The 19,630-nt window shown below is 69.2% G+C and carries 20 protein-coding genes; 11 read left to right on the top strand and 9 right to left on the bottom strand.

From position 1 onward, the window contains the following. Window positions 1–59: 59 nt before the first annotated feature. The 5 genes from LH076_RS16235 to dnaA all read right to left on the bottom strand — a co-directional run bounded on the left by LH076_RS16235 (window position 60) and on the right by dnaA (window position 5,690). Entirely contained in the window at window positions 60–590 is a 531-nt protein-coding gene (locus LH076_RS16235) for a DUF721 domain-containing protein (RefSeq protein ID WP_227781796.1), read from the bottom strand. After that, the gene (gene recF / locus LH076_RS16230; protein WP_227781795.1) at window positions 580–1,743 is read right to left on the bottom strand and encodes a DNA replication/repair protein RecF; all 1,164 of its coding nucleotides are present in this window, start codon (window positions 1,741–1,743) and stop codon (window positions 580–582) included. Before recF ends, LH076_RS16235 begins: the two co-directional genes overlap by 11 nt. Window positions 1,744–1,756: 13 nt before the next feature. Further along, the gene (gnd, locus tag LH076_RS16225; protein WP_227781794.1) at window positions 1,757–2,704 is read right to left on the bottom strand and encodes a phosphogluconate dehydrogenase (NAD(+)-dependent, decarboxylating); all 948 of its coding nucleotides are present in this window, start codon (window positions 2,702–2,704) and stop codon (window positions 1,757–1,759) included. 41 nt (window positions 2,705–2,745) lie between these two features. Continuing rightward, window positions 2,746–3,900: a DNA polymerase III subunit beta gene (dnaN, locus tag LH076_RS16220; RefSeq protein ID WP_227781793.1), complete on the bottom strand. Its 1,155-nt coding sequence runs from the start codon at window positions 3,898–3,900 to the stop codon at window positions 2,746–2,748. 305 nt (window positions 3,901–4,205) lie between these two features. Next, on the bottom strand, window positions 4,206–5,690 hold the full coding sequence (gene dnaA, locus LH076_RS16215) for a chromosomal replication initiator protein DnaA (protein WP_227781792.1): 1,485 nt from the start codon (window positions 5,688–5,690) through the stop codon (window positions 4,206–4,208). Window positions 5,691–5,977: 287 nt separating this feature from the next. Between dnaA and rpmH the strand changes: the two genes are divergently transcribed. From rpmH to LH076_RS16175, 8 genes are all read left to right on the top strand, one after another. Further along, entirely contained in the window at window positions 5,978–6,115 is a 138-nt protein-coding gene (rpmH, locus tag LH076_RS16210) for a 50S ribosomal protein L34 (RefSeq protein ID WP_227781791.1), read from the top strand. Next, window positions 6,054–6,509, top strand: coding sequence for a ribonuclease P protein component (rnpA, locus tag LH076_RS16205; protein WP_415753136.1), 456 nt, complete (start codon window positions 6,054–6,056; stop codon window positions 6,507–6,509). Before rpmH ends, rnpA begins: the two co-directional genes overlap by 62 nt. Next, the gene (gene yidD, locus LH076_RS16200) at window positions 6,506–6,760 is read left to right on the top strand and encodes a membrane protein insertion efficiency factor YidD (protein WP_227781789.1); all 255 of its coding nucleotides are present in this window, start codon (window positions 6,506–6,508) and stop codon (window positions 6,758–6,760) included. The genes rnpA and yidD overlap by 4 nt, the downstream gene beginning before the upstream one ends. 6 nt (window positions 6,761–6,766) lie before the next feature. Further along, entirely contained in the window at window positions 6,767–7,711 is a 945-nt protein-coding gene (yidC, locus tag LH076_RS16195) for a membrane protein insertase YidC (protein WP_227781788.1), read from the top strand. 105 nt (window positions 7,712–7,816) lie between these two features. Continuing rightward, the gene (locus tag LH076_RS16190) at window positions 7,817–8,320 is read left to right on the top strand and encodes a protein jag (RefSeq protein WP_227783657.1); all 504 of its coding nucleotides are present in this window, start codon (window positions 7,817–7,819) and stop codon (window positions 8,318–8,320) included. Between the two features lie 148 nt (window positions 8,321–8,468). Next, entirely contained in the window at window positions 8,469–9,266 is a 798-nt protein-coding gene (gene rsmG, locus LH076_RS16185; protein ID WP_227781787.1) for a 16S rRNA (guanine(527)-N(7))-methyltransferase RsmG, read from the top strand. Further along, window positions 9,263–10,363, top strand: a complete 1,101-nt coding sequence (locus tag LH076_RS16180; RefSeq protein WP_321573719.1) for a ParA family protein — start codon at window positions 9,263–9,265, stop codon at window positions 10,361–10,363. Before rsmG ends, LH076_RS16180 begins: the two co-directional genes overlap by 4 nt. Beyond that, window positions 10,363–11,412 (top strand): ParB/RepB/Spo0J family partition protein, encoded by a 1,050-nt coding sequence (locus LH076_RS16175; RefSeq protein ID WP_227781786.1) that lies wholly within the window; start codon window positions 10,363–10,365, stop codon window positions 11,410–11,412. Before LH076_RS16180 ends, LH076_RS16175 begins: the two co-directional genes overlap by 1 nt. Before the next feature lie 21 nt (window positions 11,413–11,433). Here the strand turns inward: LH076_RS16175 and LH076_RS16170 are convergent, their stop codons facing one another. Continuing rightward, complete coding sequence (locus tag LH076_RS16170; protein ID WP_227781785.1) at window positions 11,434–12,750, bottom strand: PLP-dependent aminotransferase family protein; 1,317 nt, start codon at window positions 12,748–12,750, stop codon at window positions 11,434–11,436. Between the two features lie 48 nt (window positions 12,751–12,798). On the opposite strand from LH076_RS16170, the gene LH076_RS16165 reads away from it, so the two are divergent. Then, window positions 12,799–13,467, top strand: coding sequence for a GNAT family N-acetyltransferase (locus LH076_RS16165; protein WP_227781784.1), 669 nt, complete (start codon window positions 12,799–12,801; stop codon window positions 13,465–13,467). 8 nt (window positions 13,468–13,475) lie between these two features. On the opposite strand, the gene trxA is transcribed toward LH076_RS16165, so the two are convergent. Further along, the gene (gene trxA / locus LH076_RS16160; RefSeq protein WP_321573718.1) at window positions 13,476–13,805 is read right to left on the bottom strand and encodes a thioredoxin; all 330 of its coding nucleotides are present in this window, start codon (window positions 13,803–13,805) and stop codon (window positions 13,476–13,478) included. Window positions 13,806–13,935: 130 nt separating this feature from the next. On the opposite strand from trxA, the gene LH076_RS16155 reads away from it, so the two are divergent. Together LH076_RS16155 and LH076_RS16150 are read left to right on the top strand one after the other, a co-directional pair. Beyond that, window positions 13,936–15,288: a M20/M25/M40 family metallo-hydrolase gene (locus tag LH076_RS16155; protein WP_227781783.1), complete on the top strand. Its 1,353-nt coding sequence runs from the start codon at window positions 13,936–13,938 to the stop codon at window positions 15,286–15,288. Beyond that, window positions 15,285–16,739 (top strand): MFS transporter, encoded by a 1,455-nt coding sequence (locus tag LH076_RS16150; protein ID WP_227781782.1) that lies wholly within the window; start codon window positions 15,285–15,287, stop codon window positions 16,737–16,739. Before LH076_RS16155 ends, LH076_RS16150 begins: the two co-directional genes overlap by 4 nt. Window positions 16,740–16,829: 90 nt before the next feature. Here LH076_RS16150 and trxB read toward each other — a convergent pair whose 3' ends face one another. Both trxB and LH076_RS16140 read right to left on the bottom strand, forming a co-directional pair. Next, on the bottom strand, window positions 16,830–17,816 hold the full coding sequence (gene trxB, locus LH076_RS16145; protein ID WP_227781781.1) for a thioredoxin-disulfide reductase: 987 nt from the start codon (window positions 17,814–17,816) through the stop codon (window positions 16,830–16,832). 9 nt (window positions 17,817–17,825) lie between these two features. Then, window positions 17,826–19,577: a protein kinase family protein gene (locus tag LH076_RS16140; protein ID WP_227781780.1), complete on the bottom strand. Its 1,752-nt coding sequence runs from the start codon at window positions 19,575–19,577 to the stop codon at window positions 17,826–17,828. Between the last annotated feature and the right edge of the window lie 53 nt (window positions 19,578–19,630).

Raw genomic sequence — 19,630 nt, 5'->3', positions numbered from 1 at the left:
CCTCTGGGAGGCCCTTTCAGGGGTGTGGCTTACTCCGGATACATCCGCAGGGGTGTTCGTCAGCCGTAGGTGTCGCGCGGTCCACGGCCGTCGCGGACCGATCGAGGGCCCTTCTTCCACGTCGGTCCGACGGGTCCGAGGACCTCGATCTGGATCACCGTCCCATGGCCCAGCTCGGTGTTGAGTCGACGTACGACGTCGGGGGCGAGGAGGCGCAGCTGGGTCGCCCACGCGGTCGAGTCGGCGCGGACCACGAGCCTGCCGTCGGCGAAGGACTCCGGCGTCGAATGGTCGCCGATCTCCGCACCGACCAGTTCGGCCCAGCGCGCCAGGACACCGTGGACCTTGAGGTCGAGTCCCCAGCCGTGGTCCTGCACCAGACGACCCAGGGTGGCATCGAGGAGCTGCGGGTCGCGGTCGTCCGGGTGGGCGCCACTGACCTCGGGCCGGGTCCACTTCTTCGGATTCAGCCGCTTCTTCGCCCGCGCCACGGGGGCGGCACTCGCCACGGCGCGGGTCAGCGCACGCGCGAGCTCCAGCCCGTCGGCCTTCGTCACCGGCTCCTCCGGCTTCGGCTCGTCACTGCTCACGACTCACCTCACCGGCGGCGACCCGGTACCGCGCCCCCCGCAGCACCTCCGGTACGTCGGCCCCGACCGCCGCGGTGACGAGCACCTGTTCAGCGCCGGCGACGAGGTCGGCCAACTGTTCACGACGCGTGGCGTCGAGCTCGGCGAAGACGTCGTCGAGGATGAGGATCGGGTCGTCGCCGTCGGCGCGCAGCAGGTCATAGGAGGCCAGGCGGAGCGCGAGGGCGAACGACCAGGACTCACCGTGGGACGCATACCCCTTGACCGGAAGCTGTTGGCCCCCGCCCGCGATGGTCAGGAGCAGTTCGTCGCGGTGCGGCCCGACCAGCGACACCGCCCGGTCGAGCTCGTCCGCGCGCCGCACCTTGATCTCATCGAGGATCGCCCGCTCCAGCAGCGGCCGCACGTCGACACCGCTCGCCTCGTCGAGTCCTCGGGCAGCGAGGTCGAAGGAGCACCGGTAGGCGATCTCGGCATCGTCCCGCGACGCACCGCGCGCGACCGTCTCATACGCCTTGCCGACGTACGGCGACAGCGACTCCACCAGCGCGAGCCGCTCCGCCAGGATCTCCGCACCCGCCCGTGCGAGCTGCTCGTCCCACACCGCCAGCGTGGCGAGCGCCGCCTCGCGAGCACCGCGCGAGGCGCGGGCCGACTTCAGGAGACTGTTGCGCTGCCGCAGCACCCGTTCATAGTCCGCCCGCACGCCGGCGAGGCGCGGGGCGCGCAGGACCAGCAGGTCATCGAGGAAGCGACGACGCTCCGCAGGGTCGCCCTTCACCAGCGCCAGGTCCTCGGGGGAGAAGACGACCGTACGGACGAGCCCGATGAGCTCGCGCGTCCGCGGCAGCGGCGACCGGTTGATCCGGGCACGGTTGGCACGGCCGGCGTTGATCTCGACCTCGAGCACGGCCTCGCGCCCGTCCCGGACGACGGCCGCACGCACCAGGGCAGAGTCCGCCCCGGCCCGCACCAGCGGCGCGTCGGTCGCGACACGGTGTGATTGCAGCCGGGAGAGGTAGTCGATCGCCTCGACGAGGTTGGTCTTGCCCTGCCCGTTGAGCCCGACGAAGGCCGTCACCCCGGCCTCGAGCGGCACCTCGGCGGTCTCGTAGGACCGGAAGTTGTGCAGCGTGAGGTGGGAGACGTGCAACTCGGATTCGGTTCTAGCTCTCGGCCGGCGCGCTGTCCGCGCTCGTGGCGGGACCGGTCGCGCCCTCCACGTCGCCGCCCTGCGGGGCCTCGGTCTTCACCGCGTGCCCGCCGAACTGGTTGCGCATCGCCGCGATCGCCTTCATGGCAGGGCTGTCGTCCTGGCGGGAGGTGAAGCGCGCGAAGAGCGAGGAGGCGATGACGTGCATCGGCACCGCGTTGTCGATCGCCGCCTCGACGGTCCACCGACCCTCGCCGGAGTCCTCGGCGTAACCGCGGATCTTGTCGAGGTGCTCGTCGGCCTGGACGGCCTCGGTGAGGAGGTCGAGCAGCCAGGAGCGGATGACGGTGCCGCTGCGCCAGGAGTCGAAGATCGCGGGAACGTTCTCGACGAGGTCGACCTTCTCGAGCAGCTCCCAGCCCTCGGCATAGCTCTGCATCATCGCGTACTCGATGCCGTTGTGGACCATCTTGGCGAAGTGACCGGCGCCGGGCTTCTTGCCCGCGTGGACGTAGCCGCCCTCCTCGGGCTTCAGCGCCTCGAAGGCGGGCCACACCTTGGCGACGTCGTCGTCGGAGCCGCCGTACATGAGGGCGTAACCGTTCTTCAGGCCCCACACGCCACCGGAGACGCCGCAGTCGACGAAGCCGATGCCCTTCTCCGCGAGGGACTGGGCGTTGAGCGCGTCGTCGGTGTACTTCGAGTTGCCGCCGTCCACGACGAGGTCACCCTCGCCGAGCAGTTCCTTGAGGTTCGCGATCGTCGAGCGTGTCGGCTCGCCCGCGGGAACCATCACCCAGACGACCTTCGGGGAGGGCAGCGCGTCGACGAGCTCTGCGAGCGAGGAGACGTCGGCCAGGTCGGGGTTCATGTCGAATCCGGTGACGGTGTGGCCGGCGTCGCGCAGACGGGTGCGCATGTTGCCGCCCATCTTGCCCAGACCGATGAGACCGAGATGCATGGCGTGATCCTTGTCGTTGGAAGGCTCAGTGTTGAGTGGCGTCAGGAGAGCAGGCGCCGGGGCATGAGCAGGTAGCGGAAGTCGGCAGGGCTGTTGTCGCCGCCCGCGCCGTCATCTGTGTCTGCTCCCGAGATTACGACGGGCTTCGAAGCCTGGGTGAAGGCCAGCTCCACGACACCTGCGTCGAGGGCGTTCAGCCCGTCGAGGAGGTACTGCGGGTTGAACCCGGTCGTGAGGTCGTCGCCGCTGACGTCGGCCTCGATCGACTCCGAGGCCTGGGCCTCGTCACCGGTGCCGGCGTCGAGGGTGAGGACGCCCTCGTGGAAGGCGAGCTGCACGGCGGTGTTGCGCTCCGCGACGAGGGAGACGCGCTTGACCGCCTCGATCAGCTCGGGCTTGGAGACCTTGGCGAGCGTGAGGTGCTCGTTGGGGAAGAGGCTGCGGACCTTGGGGAACTCTCCGTCGAGAAGGCGGGTCGTGGTCCGTCGTACGCCGCCGGCCACCTGCCCCTCGAAGCCGATGATGCCCTCGCCGGCACCGGAGGTGGAGAGCGCGATCGTGATCTCCGAGCCCGCGGTCAGCGACTTGGCGGTGTCGGCGAGCACCTTCGCCGGCACGAGCGCGGCCAGCGTGCTGTCCGGCGTGGCCGGGTCCCACGTGAGCTCGCGGATCGACAGCCGGAAGCGGTCGGTGGCCAGGAGCGAGATCGTCGAGCCGTCGATCTCGAGTCGGACGCCGGTGAGCACCGGGAGCATGTCGTCGCGACCTGCCGCGGTGACGGCCTGGGCCACCGCGTGCGCGAACTCGTCGCTCTTGACCGTCCCGGCCGAGGTCGGCATGTCCGGCAGCGTCGGATAGTCCTCGACGGGCATGGTCTGCAGGCTGAACCGCGCCGAGCCACAGGTCAGCGCGACACGGGCGCCGTCGAGGGTGAGCTCGACCGGCTTGGCCGGGAGGCTCCGCACGATGTCGGCGAGAAGTTTGCCGCTGACCAGCGCCTTGCCCTCGTCCGCCACCTCAGCGGCGAGCGTCGCGCGGGCCGAGGTCTCGTAGTCGAAGCTCGAGAGCACCAGGCCAGCGTCGGTGGCCTCGATCAGCAGGCCGGAGAGGACAGGGGTGCTCGGACGAACCGGCAGGCTGCGCGCTGCCCAGGCGACGGCCTCGGCGAACACGTCACGGTCAACACGAAACTTCACGAACGGAAGCATGCCACGCGGGGGTTTTCCCCAGAAGGTCGCCTCGGTGGGTTTTCACGGAGGATCGATGTGCTTCTAGTTCCATAGGAGTCATAGCAGTGGTGGAAACTGTGGAGAACTCCTGTTTTCGCAGGTCACCCCATATGATGAGAGTGCACAGGGGCTGTGCACTCCGGTGGGGACGCAGCAGCGGTGGTGTGTACGGCGACCGGTCGCTGTGTGTGGAATGACAGCCCTTCCGCATCTCACCACCGTGTAATTCATTTGTGGGGGGCCAGTTGTGCACAGGCGGCGACCGCGTCCGGTCAGGACTGGCGCGCGGTGACCTTCACACGGTTGGTCAGCTCGGTGACCTGGTTGAACACCGCACGCCGCTCCGCGAGGAGCTGGTTGATCTTCCGCTCGGCGTACATCACCGTCGTGTGGTCGCGCCCGCCGAAGAGGGCGCCGATCTTGGGCAGGGAGAGGTCGGTGAGCTCCCGGCAGAGGTACATGGCGATCTGGCGGGCCATGACGAGGTGTCGCCCGCGCGAGGGACCGGTGATCTCCTCCAGGGAGATCCCGAAGTAGGCAGCGGTCTGGGCGATGATCAGCCCGGTCGTGATCTCGGGCTCGCCGCCCTCGGGGATGAGGTCCTTGAGGACGATCTCGGCCAGGGGCATGTCGACGTCCTGGCGGTTGAGGTTCGCGAAGGCGGTGACCCGGATGAGGGCACCCTCGAGCTCACGGATGTTCGTCTGGATCTTCGTGGCGATGAACTCGAGCACGTCCGGCGGTGCGGTGAGGCGCTCCATCGCCGCCTTCTTGCGGAGGATCGCGATGCGAGTCTCGACGTCCGGCGGCTGCACGTCGGTGATGAGGCCCCACTCGAACCGGTTGCGCAGTCGGTCCTCGAGCGCCTCAAGGCGCTTCGGGCTGCGGTCCGAGGTCAGGACGATCTGCTTGTTGGCGTTGTGCAGCGCGTTGAAGGTGTGGAAGAACTCCTCCTGCGTCTGGGTCTTCCCCTCCAAGAACTGGATGTCGTCGATGAGGAGCACGTCGACGTCGCGGTAGCGCCGCTTGAACCGGTCCTGGCGGTCGTCACGGATCGCGTTGATGAACTCGTTCGTGAACTCCTCGCTGCTCACGTAGCGCACCTTGGCACCGTGATAGAGCGAGCGCACGTAGTGGCCGATGGCGTGGAGCAGGTGGGTCTTGCCGAGTCCGGACTCGCCGTAGACGAGTAGCGGGTTGTACGCGCGACCGGGCGCCTCGCTCACGGCGATCGCGGCGGCGTGCGGGAAGCGGTTCGAGGACCCGATGACGAAGGTCTCGAAGGTGTACTTGGGGTTGAGCCGTGTCTCCAGCGTGCTCGCGGCCGCCTCCTCGGGGCGTTGCGGCCGCGGAGGCGTCGGGACGAGGGCCGGCGCCGCTGACTGCAGGGGGGCGGCGGCCTCGTCATGGACGGCAGTCGATATGTCGACTTGTCCATCTGTCGCCACGGGATGAACCGGGGCCTGGGCGGACGGCTCGGGTGCCTCGAGCGCGGGATTGACCGTGACCGCGATGCGCACCTCGGAGCCGAGCTCCACGGAGAGGGACTCCTCGAGCTGGGAGCGGAGTGCTCCCTCGAGCCGGTTGCGGGTGAAGTCGTTGGGGACGGCGACGATGGCGGTGTCGCCGTGGATGGCGACGGGAGCGCTCGCCCGGACCCACGCCTGCTGGCTCGGCTGGAGACTCTCGACGACCGCCCGCCACGCTCGCTGGAACGAGTCCTCGTTCTCCGCTGCGCTTGCGTTGCTCGCGTCCACGCTCCGCCCTCCTGCTCGCTGCGGTGCAGACTCTCCACATGTTTCTCCACAAGCTGTGGAGCCCCATTTCACGCGGGAAGAGCGCACAATGAGCCGCGAACTTAACTCTCCTGTGGTGCCTGCGGCAAGCCGTTGTCCACAGGCCCCGGAGATGCCGTGGAGGGCCGCGCACAGGCGGATCACCGAGGGTTTGACCCTGTCATTCGGCTACGCGTACCGTTGCTCGGTCGCTGGGATTAGTACGTCGCCGGCGGACACTTCCCAAGAACTGATCAAAGGACATCCTCGTGAGCAAGCGTACCTACCAGCCGAACAACCGTCGTCGCGCCAAGACGCACGGTTTCCGCCTGCGCATGCGCACCCGTGCCGGCCGCGCCATCCTGGCTACCCGCCGTCGTAAGGGTCGCAAGGACCTCGCCGTCTGAGGCCCTTCGGCCTCGGCTGACCGTGCTACCCCGGTCGCAGCGCCTCACTGACGCGGACGGTTTCACCACCGCCGTACGACTGGGGCGACGGGTATCGGGACGCACGCTCGTCCTCCACGCGCAGCTGGATGCCGCGCCCCAGGACGATCCCTCACTCGTACGAGTGGGCTTCGTGGTCAGCAAGGCCGTCGGTCCGGCGGTGACGCGCAACCGCGTGAAGCGGCGACTTCGACACCAGGCCCGGGAGCTGCTCTCGTCCCTCAGCACTGAGGGCGAGACGCGACTCCCGGGCTCTGCTGTGCTTGTGGTCAGAGCGCTTCCGGCTGCCGCCTCCGCCACCTCCGAGGAACTCCGCGCCGATCTGGCGCGTTGCCTCCACCGGGTGATGTCGTGAAATACCTGCTGATCGGGCTGTTTCGCGCCTATCGGTTCGCGATCAGTCCGCTCTATGGCCAGGTCTGTCGCTATCACCCCACGTGTTCCGCCTATGCCCTCGAGGCAGTCCAGGTGCACGGGTCGCTCAAGGGGAGCTCGTTGGCCGTGCGCCGCGTGCTCCGCTGCCACCCGTGGGCCGCCGGCGGATACGACCCAGTCCCCCAGCGCACGCTGGACCACCAGCACGAACACGTGAAGCAAGGAGCCTGATCCCTCGTGGGAGATATCATCGTTGCCATTGGCACGCCGCTCTATTACGCCATCTCCGCGATCCTGCTGGCGTGGCACAAGGTCCTCGGGCTCGCCTTCGGTGAGGCCTCCGGCTGGACCTGGGCCCTCTCGATCGTGGGGCTGACGGTGACGATCCGTGCTCTCCTGATCCCGCTCTTCGTGAAGCAGATCAACTCCAGCCGGAACATGCAGCTCATTCAGCCCAAGGTGAAGGAGCTGCAGAAGAAGTACGGTCACGACCGGGAGCGTCTCGCCCAGGAGACGATGAAGCTCTACAAGGACACGGGAACCAACCCGTTCGCCTCGTGCCTCCCGCTCATCATCCAGATGCCGATCTTCCTGTCGCTCTTCCACCTGATCAACAACGCGGCCAAGGGCCACGCCAAGGGCTTCCTCAAGCAGGGTGACGTCGACCAGCTGCGCCATGGCTCGATCTTCGGCGCGAACATCTCGGAGACGCTCACGAAGCACACCACGACCAACGTGGTGGTGCTCGCGGTCATCCTCGTGATCGCGATGACGCTGACGACGTTCATGACCCAGCGGCAGTTGATGAGCAAGAACATGCCGGCGGACGCCATGAGCGGCCCCTACGCCAGCCAGCAGAAGATGCTGCTCTACATCCTCCCTGTCGTCTTTGCCGTCGGCGGTATCGCCTTCCCGATCGGCCTGATGATCTACTGGACGACCTCCAACCTGTGGACGATGTGCCAGCAGTTCTACGTCATCCGGAACAACCCGGCTCCCGGAACGCCTGCCGCCAAGGCGAAGGCTGAGCGCGACCGGGCCAAGGCTGCTGCGAAGGGCCAGACGGCCGGCCTGACGGTCGAGACCACGGTCGTCGACGAGGAGCCGCGTCCCGCCGTACGTCAGCAGCCGAAGCGGCAGACGAAGGCCGAGCGCCAGAAGAAGCAGGGCCCGACCAAGTAGCCGTGGCGCTGTTTCACGTGAAACGGCCCGCCCCAGACCTCTCGCCGGTACGCCGGCACCCACTCCCCTGACAAGGAACGTGAAGTGACTGAACAGAACGATGTGATGGAGGCCGAGCCGGCCATCGACGAGGCTCCGGCGGTCTCCGGCCGTGTGGCCCGCCTCGAGCAGGAGGGCGACATCGCCGCCGACTACCTCGAGGAGCTCCTCGACATCGCCGACCTGGACGGCGACCTCGACATGGACGTCGACGGAGACCGGGCCTCGGTCTCGATCGTCGGCGCCGACCTCAGCAACCTCGTCGGCCGCGACGGTGAGGTGCTCGACGCCCTCCAGGAGCTCACCCGCCTCGCCGTCTACCGCGAGACGGGCGAGCGCTCCCGCCTCATGCTCGACATCTCCGGCTACCGGGCCACCAAGCGGACCTCGCTCGAGCAGCTCGCCGCCGAGACGGTCGCCCAGGTGAAGGAGACCGGCGCCCCAGTCTCGCTCTCCCCCATGTCGCCGTTCGAACGCAAGGTCGTCCACGACGCCGTCGCCGCCGCCGGGCTCACCTCCTCCTCCGAGGGCGCCGAGCCGCGCCGGTACGTCGTCGTCCAGCCGGTCTAGACACGTGCTGTTCCAAGGGCCGCTGTTTCACGTGAAACAGCGGCCCTTGCTGCTTCCCCGACTCAGGTCGCTTCAAGCAGGCGCCCCGCTTGGCCCCACACCACCCATCCAAGGCAGACTCGTTTCACGTGAAACATGAGGAGGACTCATGACGGAAGAGCCGATCGCGGCTCCCCCCGCGCCGCAGGCCGCTGCTGAGGTTGTCCCAGCCGACCGCCTCCCGTTGCTGGAGGCATATGCGGGGTGGCTGGCGGATGCGGGGACGGTCCGCGGTCTGATCGGTCCTCGGGAGGTGCCCCGGCTGTGGGACCGGCACCTGCTCAACTGCGCGGTGCTGGAGCGGCTGATGCCCACGGGGGCGACTGTGGCCGACATCGGTTCGGGCGCGGGACTGCCCGGCCTCGTGCTGGCGATCGTCCGGCCCGATCTCCGGGTGACGTTGATCGAGCCATTGCTGCGCCGGACGACGTTCCTGTCTGAGGTGGCGGAGGCTCTGGACCTCGCCAACGTCGAGGTGGTGCGAGGCCGCTCCGATGTCCTTCACGGGGAGCGGACGTTCGACGTGGTGACGTCCCGGGCCGTGGCGCCCTTGGGCCGTCTCCTCGAGTGGTCGATGCCTCTCGTCAGCTCTGAGGGTGCGCTCGTGGCGATGAAGGGGTCGTCTGTGGCGACCGAGATCGACGAGGCTGCCGAGACCCTGGCTCGGCTGGGTTGTGCCGAACCGTCCGTGTCGGTGCTCGGGGAGGGGGTGCTGGAATCGACGACCGTCGCCCTCCGGGTGGCCTGGGCAGATCCGGGCCGCGTAGGGTTGCGGTCTGCTCGTGACAACACGGCCTCAGGGAAGACGCAGAAGGCTGAGAAGAAGAAGGCCCCGCGTGGGGGGCGAAGCACGAAGTCCGGCGCGGCGAAGGCGTCGAAGAACCGACAGGGGAGGCCTCGGCCATGAGCGACGCACAGGGCAAGGACGGTACGGGACCCGGCGTGACGGATGAGTTTTCCACCGGTGGTTCCACGCTTGGAGATGGGGTTTCTCCACAGAACTCGGCGTCTCATCCACAGGCCGGAGCGGACGCCGTTTCACGTGAAACAGAGGCGCCGTTCCCCGTCCGCACCGCCGCCGACTTCGCGCAGTACGGCACCAGTTTGGCTGAGGACGAGACGCCGCTGGCCAAGGCCGCCGAGCACAGCATCCTGGCGCGGATGGACGCCTCGCAGCGCCCGCCGTCGCCTCGACCCGAGTCGACGCGGATCTTCGTCGTCGCCAACCAGAAGGGCGGCGTCGGCAAGACGACGTCGACGGTGAACATCGCCGCTGCTCTCACCCAGCTCGGCCAGCGCGTCCTCGTCATCGACCTCGACCCGCAGGGGAACGCGTCGACCGCGCTGAGCATCGATCACTATCAGGGCACCCCGGGCACGTACGAGTTGCTCGTCGAGGGCACTCCGTTGGCCGACGTCGTGGTCCCTGCGCCCGAGGTCGCTGGGCTGGACGTCGTACCGGCGACCATCGACCTCGCTGGCGCAGAGATCGAGCTCGTCAGCGTGGTGGCGCGGGAGCAGCGCCTGCAGAAGGCGCTGCGGGCGCATCCGCGCGTGGGCGACGCCCGTACGGCGGGGGAGGACCGCTGGGACTACGTCTTCATCGACTGCCCGCCCTCGCTGGGCCTCCTGACCGTGAACGCGCTCGTTGCATGCTCCGAGGTGATGATCCCGATCCAAGCGGAGTACTACGCGCTGGAGGGCCTCTCGCAGCTGCTCAAGACCATCGACATGGTCCGTGCCGCACTCAACCCGTCCCTCGCGGTGAGCACCATCCTGGTCACCATGTTCGACGCCCGGACCCGGCTCGCCTCCGGAGTCGCCGAGGAGGTCAAGTCTCACTTCGGTGACCAGGTGCTCAAGACCTACATCCCACGCTCGGTACGCGTCTCCGAGGCGCCGTCGTACGGGCAGACCGTGATGACCTACGACCCGGGCTCGCCGGGGGCGCTGAGCTACCTCGAGGCGGCGCGTGAAGTGGCTTCGAAAGGTGTGAACGTCTGATGGCCGGTCCGAATCGCCGTGGTCTGGGACGCGGGTTGGGCTCACTCATTCCCACCGCACCCGAGGTCAAGCCGGATGATCAGCATGCGGACAATTCCGCTGGACCGACGAACTCGGAAGCCGCTGACCGGGGCCCCGCCAGCCCGGGGAACGGCGCTCAGGCCGGAAATGTCGACAATCGCTCCCCGGCGGGGGAGCTGCCTGACGGCCTCGCCCCCGTCGACGGTGCTTACTTCGCCGAGCTGCCCGTCGATGCGATCACCCCCAACGCGGTCAACCCGCGCACCGTCTTCGAGCAGGAGGCGCTCGACGAGCTGGTCGTCTCGATCAAGGAGGTCGGCCTCCTCCAGCCCGTGGTCGTGCGTCCGCTTCCGGTTGACGGCCCTGAGGGCACGGCCGGCGGCAGGAAGCGCTACGAGCTGGTCATGGGTGAGCGCCGGTGGCGCGCCACGCAGCTCGCCGGCCTCGAGACGATCCCCGCGATCGTCCGCGAGACCGACGACACCGACATGCTCCGCGACGCTCTGCTGGAGAACCTCCACCGCAGCCAGCTCAACCCGCTGGAGGAGGCGGCGGCCTACCAGCAGCTGCTCGAGGACTTCTCCTGCACCCACGAGGAGCTCGCCACGCGGATCGGCCGGTCACGCCCGCAGATTTCCAACACGATCCGGCTGCTGAAGCTCACGCCGAAGGTCCAGAACCGTGTGGCTGCCGGCGTGCTGTCGGCCGGCCACGCCCGTGCGCTTCTCGGCGTGGACGACGACGAGGCCCAGGACCGCCTGGCCCAGCGCGTCGTCGCCGAGGGCATCAGCGTCCGGGGCCTCGAGGAGCTGCTCGCCCTCGGCGAGCACGGCGGGCCGAAGCGGACCGCACGTCCGCCCCGGCTCAAGGCTCCCGGTCTGACCGACATCGCCGAGCGGCTCTCGGACCGCCTCGAGACGCGCGTGAAGGTGGACATGGGCAAGGCCAAGGGGAGGGTCACCATCGAGTACGCCACCCTCGCCGACCTGCAGCGCATCGTCGGACTTATCGATCCACAAAGCGACTGATCGATAAGTCGATAAAACGACCTAGATGGAGTTCGGGCTGGGATTGTCCGGACCCAGGCCGAGGCGCATCTCGGTGGTGTCATCGATCCCGAACGTGCTCTGCAGCTCCATCTCCGCCTCCAGGACACCGGCGAGACGGCGTACGCCCTCACGGATCCGCTCGGGGGTCGGGTAGCAGAAGGAGAGGCGCATCGCCGAGGAGCCGAAGCCGTCGGCGAAGAACGCGGTGCCGGGGACGTAGGCCACGCGCGCCGTGACGGCGCGGGGGAGCATCGCCTTGGCGTTGATGCCCGGCGGCAGCGTGAGCCAGACGTAGAAGCCGCCGTCGGGGACGTTCCAGCGCACCGCCGGCGGCATCATGTCGGTGAGCGCCCCGATCATGGCGTCGCGGCGCTCGCGGTACATCTCGCGGAAGTCCTTGATCTGGCCCTGCCAGTCGTGGTCGCGGAGGTACGCCGAGATCGCCATCTGCGAGAACGACGGCGGGCACAGCGTCGCCGACTCCTGGGCGAGGACAAGCTTCTCCCGCACGGTGTGCGGCGCCAGTGCCCACCCGACGCGGAAGCCCGGCGCGAAGGTCTTGGAGAACGAGCCGAGGTAGATGATGTTGTCGGCCGACATCGAGCGCATCGCGGGCATCGGCTCGCGGTCGAATCCGAGCAGGCCGTACGGGTTGTCCTCGAGGATGAGGATGCCCTCCTCGGCGCAGATCTCGACGACCTCGTGACGACGCTCGAGCGAGAGCGTCACCCCGGCGGGGTTGTGGAAGTTCGGGATCGTGTAGAGGAACTTGATCGTCTTCCCGGCGGCCTTGGTGGCGCGGATGGCGTTGCGCAGTGCATCCGGGATGAGCCCGTCGGCGTCCATCTCCGCGTGCACGACCTCGCACTGGTAGGACTTGAAGACGCCGAGGGCGCCGACGTACGACGGCGCCTCACACAGGACGACGTCGCCGGGGTCGCAGAAGATGCGGGTGACCAGGTCGACCGCCTGCTGCGAGCCGACGGTGACGACCACGTCGTCGGCGTGGGCCTCGATGCCCTCCAGCCGCATGATCTCGGTGATCTGCTCACGCAGCTCCGGCGTGCCCTGGCCGGAGCCGTACTGCATCGCGGTCGGACCGTCCTTGAGCACGAGGTCGTTGATCGCATGACCGACGACGTCGAGAGGGAGGCCGCTGATGTTAGGCATGCCGCCGGCGAGCGAGACGACCTCCGGGCGCGAAGCGACCGCGAACAGCGCCCGGATCTCCGAGGCGGTCATGCCTGCCGTGCGTGCTGCGTACCGATCGACGTACGGGTCGAGGACGGGACGGCTGCGCGAGGGCTCAATAGACATGATTCCCCTAGTCTGAGGCATGCAGCCCAGTGCGTGAAGGTGAAATCCATGGCTCGGAAGGTTGTTCCGCTCACGTTGGACCTCTTCGAGGAGCTCGGCGCGCCCTGCCGGAGCTGCCTCTTCTGGGAGCTCGACCCCGTACGTCGTGCCCAACTCGACGGCGACGGGGCCGCCACGGAGAAGGATGCGTGGATCTCCGAGGTGCTGCGCGAGTGGGGTTCCTGCGGCCGCGTCGCCGTCGTCGACGACCGACCGGTGGGCTACGTCGTCTACGTGCCGCCGGCCTTCGCGCCGGGGGCGGGCGCCTATCCGACGGCGCCGGTCTCACCGGACGCCGTGCTGCTCACGACGCTCTGGATCGCTCCCGGCTGGCGCGACGCGGGCATCGGCCGACTGCTCATCCAGGGGATGGCCCGGGACCTGCTCCAGCGTGGCGGGTCGATCCGTGCGGTGGAGGCGTTCGGCGACAAGGGCCTGGCGAGCCGGCTGCACGGCTCGCGCTGCGCCGCCCCGGAGCAGTTCCTCGCTCGGGTGGGCTTCAAGACCCACCGTGCGCACCCGACCGCGCCTCGGATGCGGATGGACCTGCGCTCGATCGTCACGTGGCGCGACGGGGTCGAGGCCGCGGTCGAAAGGCTCGTGGGCGTCGTACGGCCTCGGAAAGCACCGATGCCCCAGCACCGTGGGGTGCCGGGGCATCGAGAGGCTCTCGAGTAGAGCCGAGATCAGGCGATGAAGTCCTTGAGCTCGTTGAGGATCGCGGCCTTCGGGCGGGCGCCGACGATCGACTTCACGACCTCGCCGCCCTGGTAGACGTTGATGGTCGGGATGCCGGTGACGCGGTAGTTGCTCGGCGTCACCGGGTTCTCGTCGACGTTCATCTTGAGGAACGTGACCTTGTCGCCGTGCTCACCGGCGATCTCGTCGAGGATCGGGGCCACCTGCTTACAGGGGCCGCACCACTCGGCCCAGAAGTCCACGAGGACGGGCTTGTCGGACTTGAGGACGGACGCGTCGAACTCGGCGTCGGTCACGGCGGAGATGTTGCCAGCCATCAGATGTGGCCACCCTTCGGATTGAGTCGCACCTCCCGTGTGGAGGCGGACTGAACGGAACGTCTGGTCATAGTCAACAGCACCGGCCCCGGGACCATTCCCGTCCCACGCGGACCACTAGCGTGCCCCCATGCAGAACGTCGCCGAGATCGAGCGTCTCGCCGCCCTCGTCCGGATCCCCACCGTCTCACAGGCCAGTGGAGGCCTGCCGGAGGACTTCGACCGGCTGCTGGCGACGATGGCGGACCAGTGGCCCCGCGTGCACGAGCTGGAGGTCACGCGCGTGGGCGGCCACGGACTGCTGATCCACTGGCCGGGAGTCTCCTCGGTTCGACCCGTCGTGCTGATGGCGCACCTGGACGTCGTCCCGGTCGTCGCCTCGGAATGGGCCCGGGATCCGTACAGCGGTGACGTGATCGACGACGAGCTGTGGGGGCGAGGGACGCTCGACGACAAGGGGTGTGTCGCGGGGGTCTGCGAGGCGGTGGAGTCGCTGCTCGCGGACGGGTTCGTGCCGGCGTACGACGTCTGGCTCTCCTTCGGCTGCGACGAGGAGACCACGGGCGCGGCCGCGCGAGCTGCCGTGGCGCTCCTGCGCGAACGGGGAGTGACGCCGTGGATGGTGATCGACGAGGGCGGCGCGATCGCGCACGAGGCCCTGCCGGGTCTCTCAGCGCCGATCGGTGTCGTCGGTGTCTCGGAGAAGGGCACGACCTCGGTGCGGCTGTCGGTCACCTCCGAGGGCGGCCATGCCTCGACTCCGGTTGCGGGCGGCCCGGCGGCCCGACTGGCGGCCGCACTCGTCGCGGTCGACCGCGTGTCGATGCCCGCCCACCTGCACCCCGTGACCGTCGAGCTCTTCCGGCGGGCCTCGCCCCACCTGGGCGGTCCTCTGCGAGCTGTCGCCGGCGTGTTGGGTCGGCTGGGTGAGGGACCACGGTGGAACCGCGTGCGCTCCGGTGCTGCCCGCGCCCTGACGCTGGCCGGCCCCGAGGCGGCCGCACTGGTCCGGACCACCGTCGCGCTGACGACGCTCGAGGGCTCGAAGGCGATCAACGTGCTGCCCTCGCGGGTCCGTGCCGGGATCAACCTGCGCGTCATGGTGGGCGACACGGTGGACTCGGTCGTCGCGCGTCTGCGTCGAGCGATCGACGACGACTCCGTGGAGATCGAGGTGGTGGACGCCAACGAGGCCTCCCCGGTCTCGCCCTGGGACGGCGATCCCACCTTCGCTCTGCTCGAACGCGTGATCTCCGAGATCTATCCCGATGCGGTGCCGGCGCCGTACGTCATGCTCGCGGCGACGGACTCGCGCTTCTTCACCGCGATCTGTGACCGCGTCTATCGCTTCGCGCCCTTCCGGATGACGCGGACGCAGCGTGCGTCGATCCACGCCGCCGACGAGCGGATCGGTGTGACGGACTATCTCGACGGCGTCCGGTGGTACCGGCGGTTCATCGAACGACTGGGAGAGATCGCATGAGCACCAGCACCCTTCCCGCGCCGGCGAGGAGCCTGGTCGCGGTCGTCGGCTTCCTCGCCTGCGTCGAGCTCGCGAGCGGGATCCTGCAGGGCTACTACACGCCGATCTTCACCGACCTGGCGCGGCACCTGTCGATCAAGGACGCCGACGTGAACTGGTTCGAGGCGGCGCAGCTCGTCGTCTCGGCTCTGGTGGTGCCTCCGCTGGCCCGGCTCGGCGACCTGATCGGGCACCGTCGCGTCCTGCTGCTGGCAACGCTGGTGACCGCCATCGGCTCCTGGGTGATGGCACTCGCCCCGAACTTCGGCACGTTCCTCGTGGGCGCGGCTCTCCAGGGTGCGTACGTCGTCTGGCTCCCGCTTGAGGTCGCGATCATCCATCGCCGCACCTCCGGCACCTCACGTCGCGATGTCCTGACCCGCCGTGCCTCTGCGGCGCTGGTCGCGACGCTCGAGCTCGCGGTGATCATCGGCGCGCTTGCGTCGGGCGCTCTGGTGGAGTCACTCTCGATGACCACGGTGCTCGCCATCCCTGCGGTGGTCGTGACGCTCTGCCTGGTCGCGATCTGGGTCGGTGTGGAGAGCGCGCCGGGCTCCTCGGAGGGGACCTTCGACTGGCCCGGACTCGCGGTGCTGACGCTTGCGGTCGGGCTCGTGATGGGCGGCCTGATCGCGATGCGCCTCTCCGGTCCGTCGGCGGTGCTGCCGTGGGTTCTGATCGTGCTGGGCGTGCTGGTGTTGGTGCCGTTCGGGCGCATCGAGCTCGGCCGGACGCACCCGCTGGTCGACGTACGACTGCTGGGGACGGCGTCGCAGTGGCCGCTCCAGGTGACGGCCTTCCTCTTCGGAATCTCGATCCTCGGCGCCCAGATCCCTTTGTCGACTTATCTACGAAGTGACCCCGACGTGGCGGGCTACGGCTTCGGCCTGTCGGCCGGCTCGACCTCGATCCGGATCGGGCTCTACGTCATCAGCCTGCTCGCGGGAGCGCTGCTCTACCCGCCCGTCGCCCGGCGCTTCGGTGTGCGGCCGGCGCTGATCCTCGCGACTCTCCTCGTCGCCCTCGGGTACGCCGGCTGGCTGCCGTTCCACGACAGCCGACTGCTCACCATCGTGGTCATGATGGTCGCGGGCGCAGGGTCGGGCGCGCTTGTGGCCGCCCTTCCCTCCGCTGCCGCAGCAGTCTCGCCTGCTGACCGGGTCGGCTTCGCGACCGGTATGACCAACGGCTTCAAGACGCTCGGCGGCGCGGTCGCCTCGGCGGTCTTTGCGATCTGCCTCGCGTCGACCGGAACCCTCGGTGACCCGACGTACGGCCATGCCCCGCTCTCGGGCTATCTCGCCGTCTGGTCGATCTGCTCCGCCACGGCGCTGGTCGCGGCGCTCGCGCTCCTCCTCAACCGGACGTCGTCCGGGACGGCGCGGACCGATCGGGAGGCCTTGGCTGGGTGATCCCGTCCCGGACACACCAACGTCCGGGACGCGACGGCCCGGTGACCCGGGGGTCGGTGGGCGATGTCGTCCCGGACGTCGGTGACCCCGTCAGGCGTTGACGGCCGCGGCTGCGGCGGTGTGGGCCTGGTGCTCGAGGTCGGCGAGGAAGCGCTCGGCGTCGAGCGCGGCGGCACAGCCGGAGCCGGCGGCGGTGATGGCCTGGCGGTAGGTGTGGTCGACCAGGTCGCCGGCGGCGAAGACACCGGTGAGGTTGGTCGCCGTGGACCCGGTCCGGGTCAGCACGTAGCCCTCGGCGTCGAGGTCGACCTGGCCGCGGATGAGCTCCGAGCGCGGGTCATGGCCGATGGCGACGAAGAGGCCGGTCGCGGGCAGCTCCGACGTCGCCCCGGTGACGGTGTCGACGAGCGTGAGCGACTCGACGTTCTCGGCCCCGTTGATCGACTCCACGGCGGAGTTCCAGATGATCTCGAGCTTCGGGTCGGCGAAGGCGCGGTCCTGCATCACCTTGGAGGCGCGCAGCTCGTCGCGGCGAACCAGCAGCGAGACCTTGGAGCCGAAGCGGGTGAGGAAGGTGGCCTCCTCGACCGCTGAGTCGCCGCCGCCGACGACGGCGATGTGCTGCTCGCGGAAGAAGAAGCCGTCGCAGGTGGCACACCAGGAGACGCCGCGACCGGAGAGGCGGTCCTCGTCGGGCAGGCCGAGCTTCTTGTAGCCACTGCCCATCGCCAGGATCACCGCGCGGGCGTAGAAGGTACCGCCGTAGGTCACCACCTTCTTCACGTCACCGGTCAGGTCGACCTCGATGACGTCGTCCGCGATCAGCTCGGCGCCGAACCGCTCGGCCTGGGCGCGCATGTTCTCCATGAGGGCGGGGCCCATGATGCCCTCGGGGAAGCCGGGGAAGTTCTCGACCTCGGTAGTGTTCATCAGGGCACCGCCGGCGGTGACGGAGCCCTCGAAGACCAGCGGGTTGAGCGAGGCCCGGGCGGCGTAGACGGCGGCGGTGTAGCCCGAGGGCCCCGAGCCGATGATGATGACGTTGCGCGGGTCGGTCGCTTCGGTTCCCTGGGTCATGGCCCCAGTCTAGTTGCGGCTGCTCCCGAGTACCGACGCCTCGGCGAGCTCCACGCGGAAGCCGCCGCTCACCTGCGGCAGCGCGGTGAACCAGAGGGTGACGAAGCCACCGGTCTCGGGCTTCACCAGCGTCAGCTTCTCGTGAGTGCCGGCGGTCAGCGACTGGGCGGGCTCCAGGCCCTCAACGCTCGTGGGTGCGGACTTCGTGACGTACACCGCCACGGTCGTGCCGGGAGCGACGAAGGTGAGGTCGAGGCCGGTCACGGTATGCGAGCCGTGCAGGTCGAGGACCATCCCGACGCCGGTCTTGATCCCGTTCGGCCCGAGCTGCTGGTAGTAGGTCACCGACCGCCACGACGTCCCCGGGTTGCCGTCGACCGCGAGCGGGGCGAGGTCGCGGTTCTCCGTCGGCGGCTTGCTCTCCGGGTCGAAGTCGAGGGCGCTGACGCCCTTGATCACGGTGGCCGTCGTGGGAGTGGCGCTGGCGTCCTCCGAGGGAGAGGCGTTCGGAGAGGAGTCCGGACGGGCCAGCGCATAGGCGAGTACGCCGGCAACGAGCAGCAGCGCGAGGACGCCGACGCCGAGCGCCACCCTGAGCCAGGCACCGCCACCAGGTGCTTCCTCCTCGTCGACGCCGGAGGGGGCGGAGAAGATCCAGTCGTTCGACGGGGTGTTGGTCTCCGGCAGGACGGGGCGGCGTTCACCCTCGGGCGCGAAGAGCGGACGCTCCGGCACGGGCTCGGGCGGGGGCGGGGGCGTCGGACGGTTGCCGCGCGGGCTGAACCAGCCGACGTCGCCGCCCTCGTTGAAGATCGGGGTGCCGGCCTCGGTCGGGAGGTCGGTGAGCGCGAGCGGTCCGGTCGGCTCCGGGTCGGGCGCCACCGCGGTGGCGGTGCCGCCGCCCTGGGAGCGGGCGCCGACACCGACGGGACCTGAGCGTCCCGCTGAGGTGAGTCCTGCCACCTCGGCCTCGATATCACCGGGGTCCCCGACGTACGCGGCGAGGATCTCGTGGATCTCCCGGGCGGTGTTGGGTCCGGCGTGCCGGCCGTGGGGTCGGTTGAGCACCTCGTCGCAGAGGTTGTCCAGCACCCCCGGTACGCCGGCCTGGAGCTGCCGCGGCGTCAGGAACCGCTCCCGCCCGCGATCCAACAGGGCGCCCTGCTCGCGCGGCACCCGCGCGAGCGCGGAGTCCGAGAGCCCGGCCCAGCGACCGGTCAGCGTGGCCTGGAGCAGCGCCGCGAGGTCGATGACGTCGATGCCGATCCGATCGCCCTCGAGCCCGTAGAGCGCCGCCTCGACGGCGAAGCCGATGATCCGAATGGAGCCGGCCTCGTCGATCAGTACGTTCTCGGGGTTGAGCCGGCCGTGCGCGACGCCGGCCTCGTGGGCGACGGTGAGGGCGGAGGCGACCTCGTCGACGAGCCAGGCGGCGGGTCGCGGCGGCAGCGGTCCCTGCCCGGCCAGCAGGTGGTCGAGTGAGGTGCCGGCGCCCCACTCGTTGACCACGAAGGTCAGGTCGGCACGGGTGTCGATGTCCAGCACTCTGAGGAACCGGCTCTCGACGACACGTGCCGACGCCTGCGCCGCGCGCACCAGGGCCGCGGCTCGCGGATCGTCGGACGGGATCGCGTGGATGGCGACTGTGCGTGCGAGCACGGTGTCGAACCCGCGCCAGAACTCACCCGAACCGGTCTCGCTCATCAGGTCGTCGAGCCGGTAGCGCCCGGTGAGCAGGTCTCCCGCTCGGTTGATCGCCATGGCACCCCCATCGACGGCTCCCGTGCGCTGCCCCTCAGCGCGATCCGATCGTA

This window comes from Nocardioides sp. Kera G14 (assembly GCF_020715565.1).
Lineage (GTDB): Bacteria > Actinomycetota > Actinomycetes > Propionibacteriales > Nocardioidaceae > Nocardioides.
The sequence above is the reverse complement of the archived record's forward strand: the minus strand, read 5'-3'. Positions and strand labels throughout refer to the sequence as shown.

What these genes read in the sequence shown, in the direction of transcription:
- gnd (WP_227781794.1), bottom strand. Translation starts at nt 2,704, where the DNA reads ATGCATCTCGGTCTCATCGGTCTGGGCAAGATGGGCGGCAACATGCGC.
- LH076_RS16190 (WP_227783657.1), top strand. Translation starts at nt 7,817, where the DNA reads ATGGAGGCCGAGCCGGCCATCGACGAGGCTCCGGCGGTCTCCGGCCGT.
- rsmG (WP_227781787.1), top strand. Translation starts at nt 8,469, where the DNA reads ATGACGGAAGAGCCGATCGCGGCTCCCCCCGCGCCGCAGGCCGCTGCT.
- LH076_RS16180 (WP_321573719.1), top strand. Translation starts at nt 9,263, where the DNA reads ATGAGCGACGCACAGGGCAAGGACGGTACGGGACCCGGCGTGACGGAT.
- LH076_RS16175 (WP_227781786.1), top strand. Translation starts at nt 10,363, where the DNA reads ATGGCCGGTCCGAATCGCCGTGGTCTGGGACGCGGGTTGGGCTCACTC.
- LH076_RS16170 (WP_227781785.1), bottom strand. Translation starts at nt 12,750, where the DNA reads ATGTCTATTGAGCCCTCGCGCAGCCGTCCCGTCCTCGACCCGTACGTC.
- LH076_RS16165 (WP_227781784.1), top strand. Translation starts at nt 12,799, where the DNA reads ATGGCTCGGAAGGTTGTTCCGCTCACGTTGGACCTCTTCGAGGAGCTC.
- trxA (WP_321573718.1), bottom strand. Translation starts at nt 13,805, where the DNA reads ATGGCTGGCAACATCTCCGCCGTGACCGACGCCGAGTTCGACGCGTCC.
- LH076_RS16155 (WP_227781783.1), top strand. Translation starts at nt 13,936, where the DNA reads ATGCAGAACGTCGCCGAGATCGAGCGTCTCGCCGCCCTCGTCCGGATC.
- LH076_RS16150 (WP_227781782.1), top strand. Translation starts at nt 15,285, where the DNA reads ATGAGCACCAGCACCCTTCCCGCGCCGGCGAGGAGCCTGGTCGCGGTC.
- trxB (WP_227781781.1), bottom strand. Translation starts at nt 17,816, where the DNA reads ATGACCCAGGGAACCGAAGCGACCGACCCGCGCAACGTCATCATCATC.
- LH076_RS16140 (WP_227781780.1), bottom strand. Translation starts at nt 19,577, where the DNA reads ATGGCGATCAACCGAGCGGGAGACCTGCTCACCGGGCGCTACCGGCTC.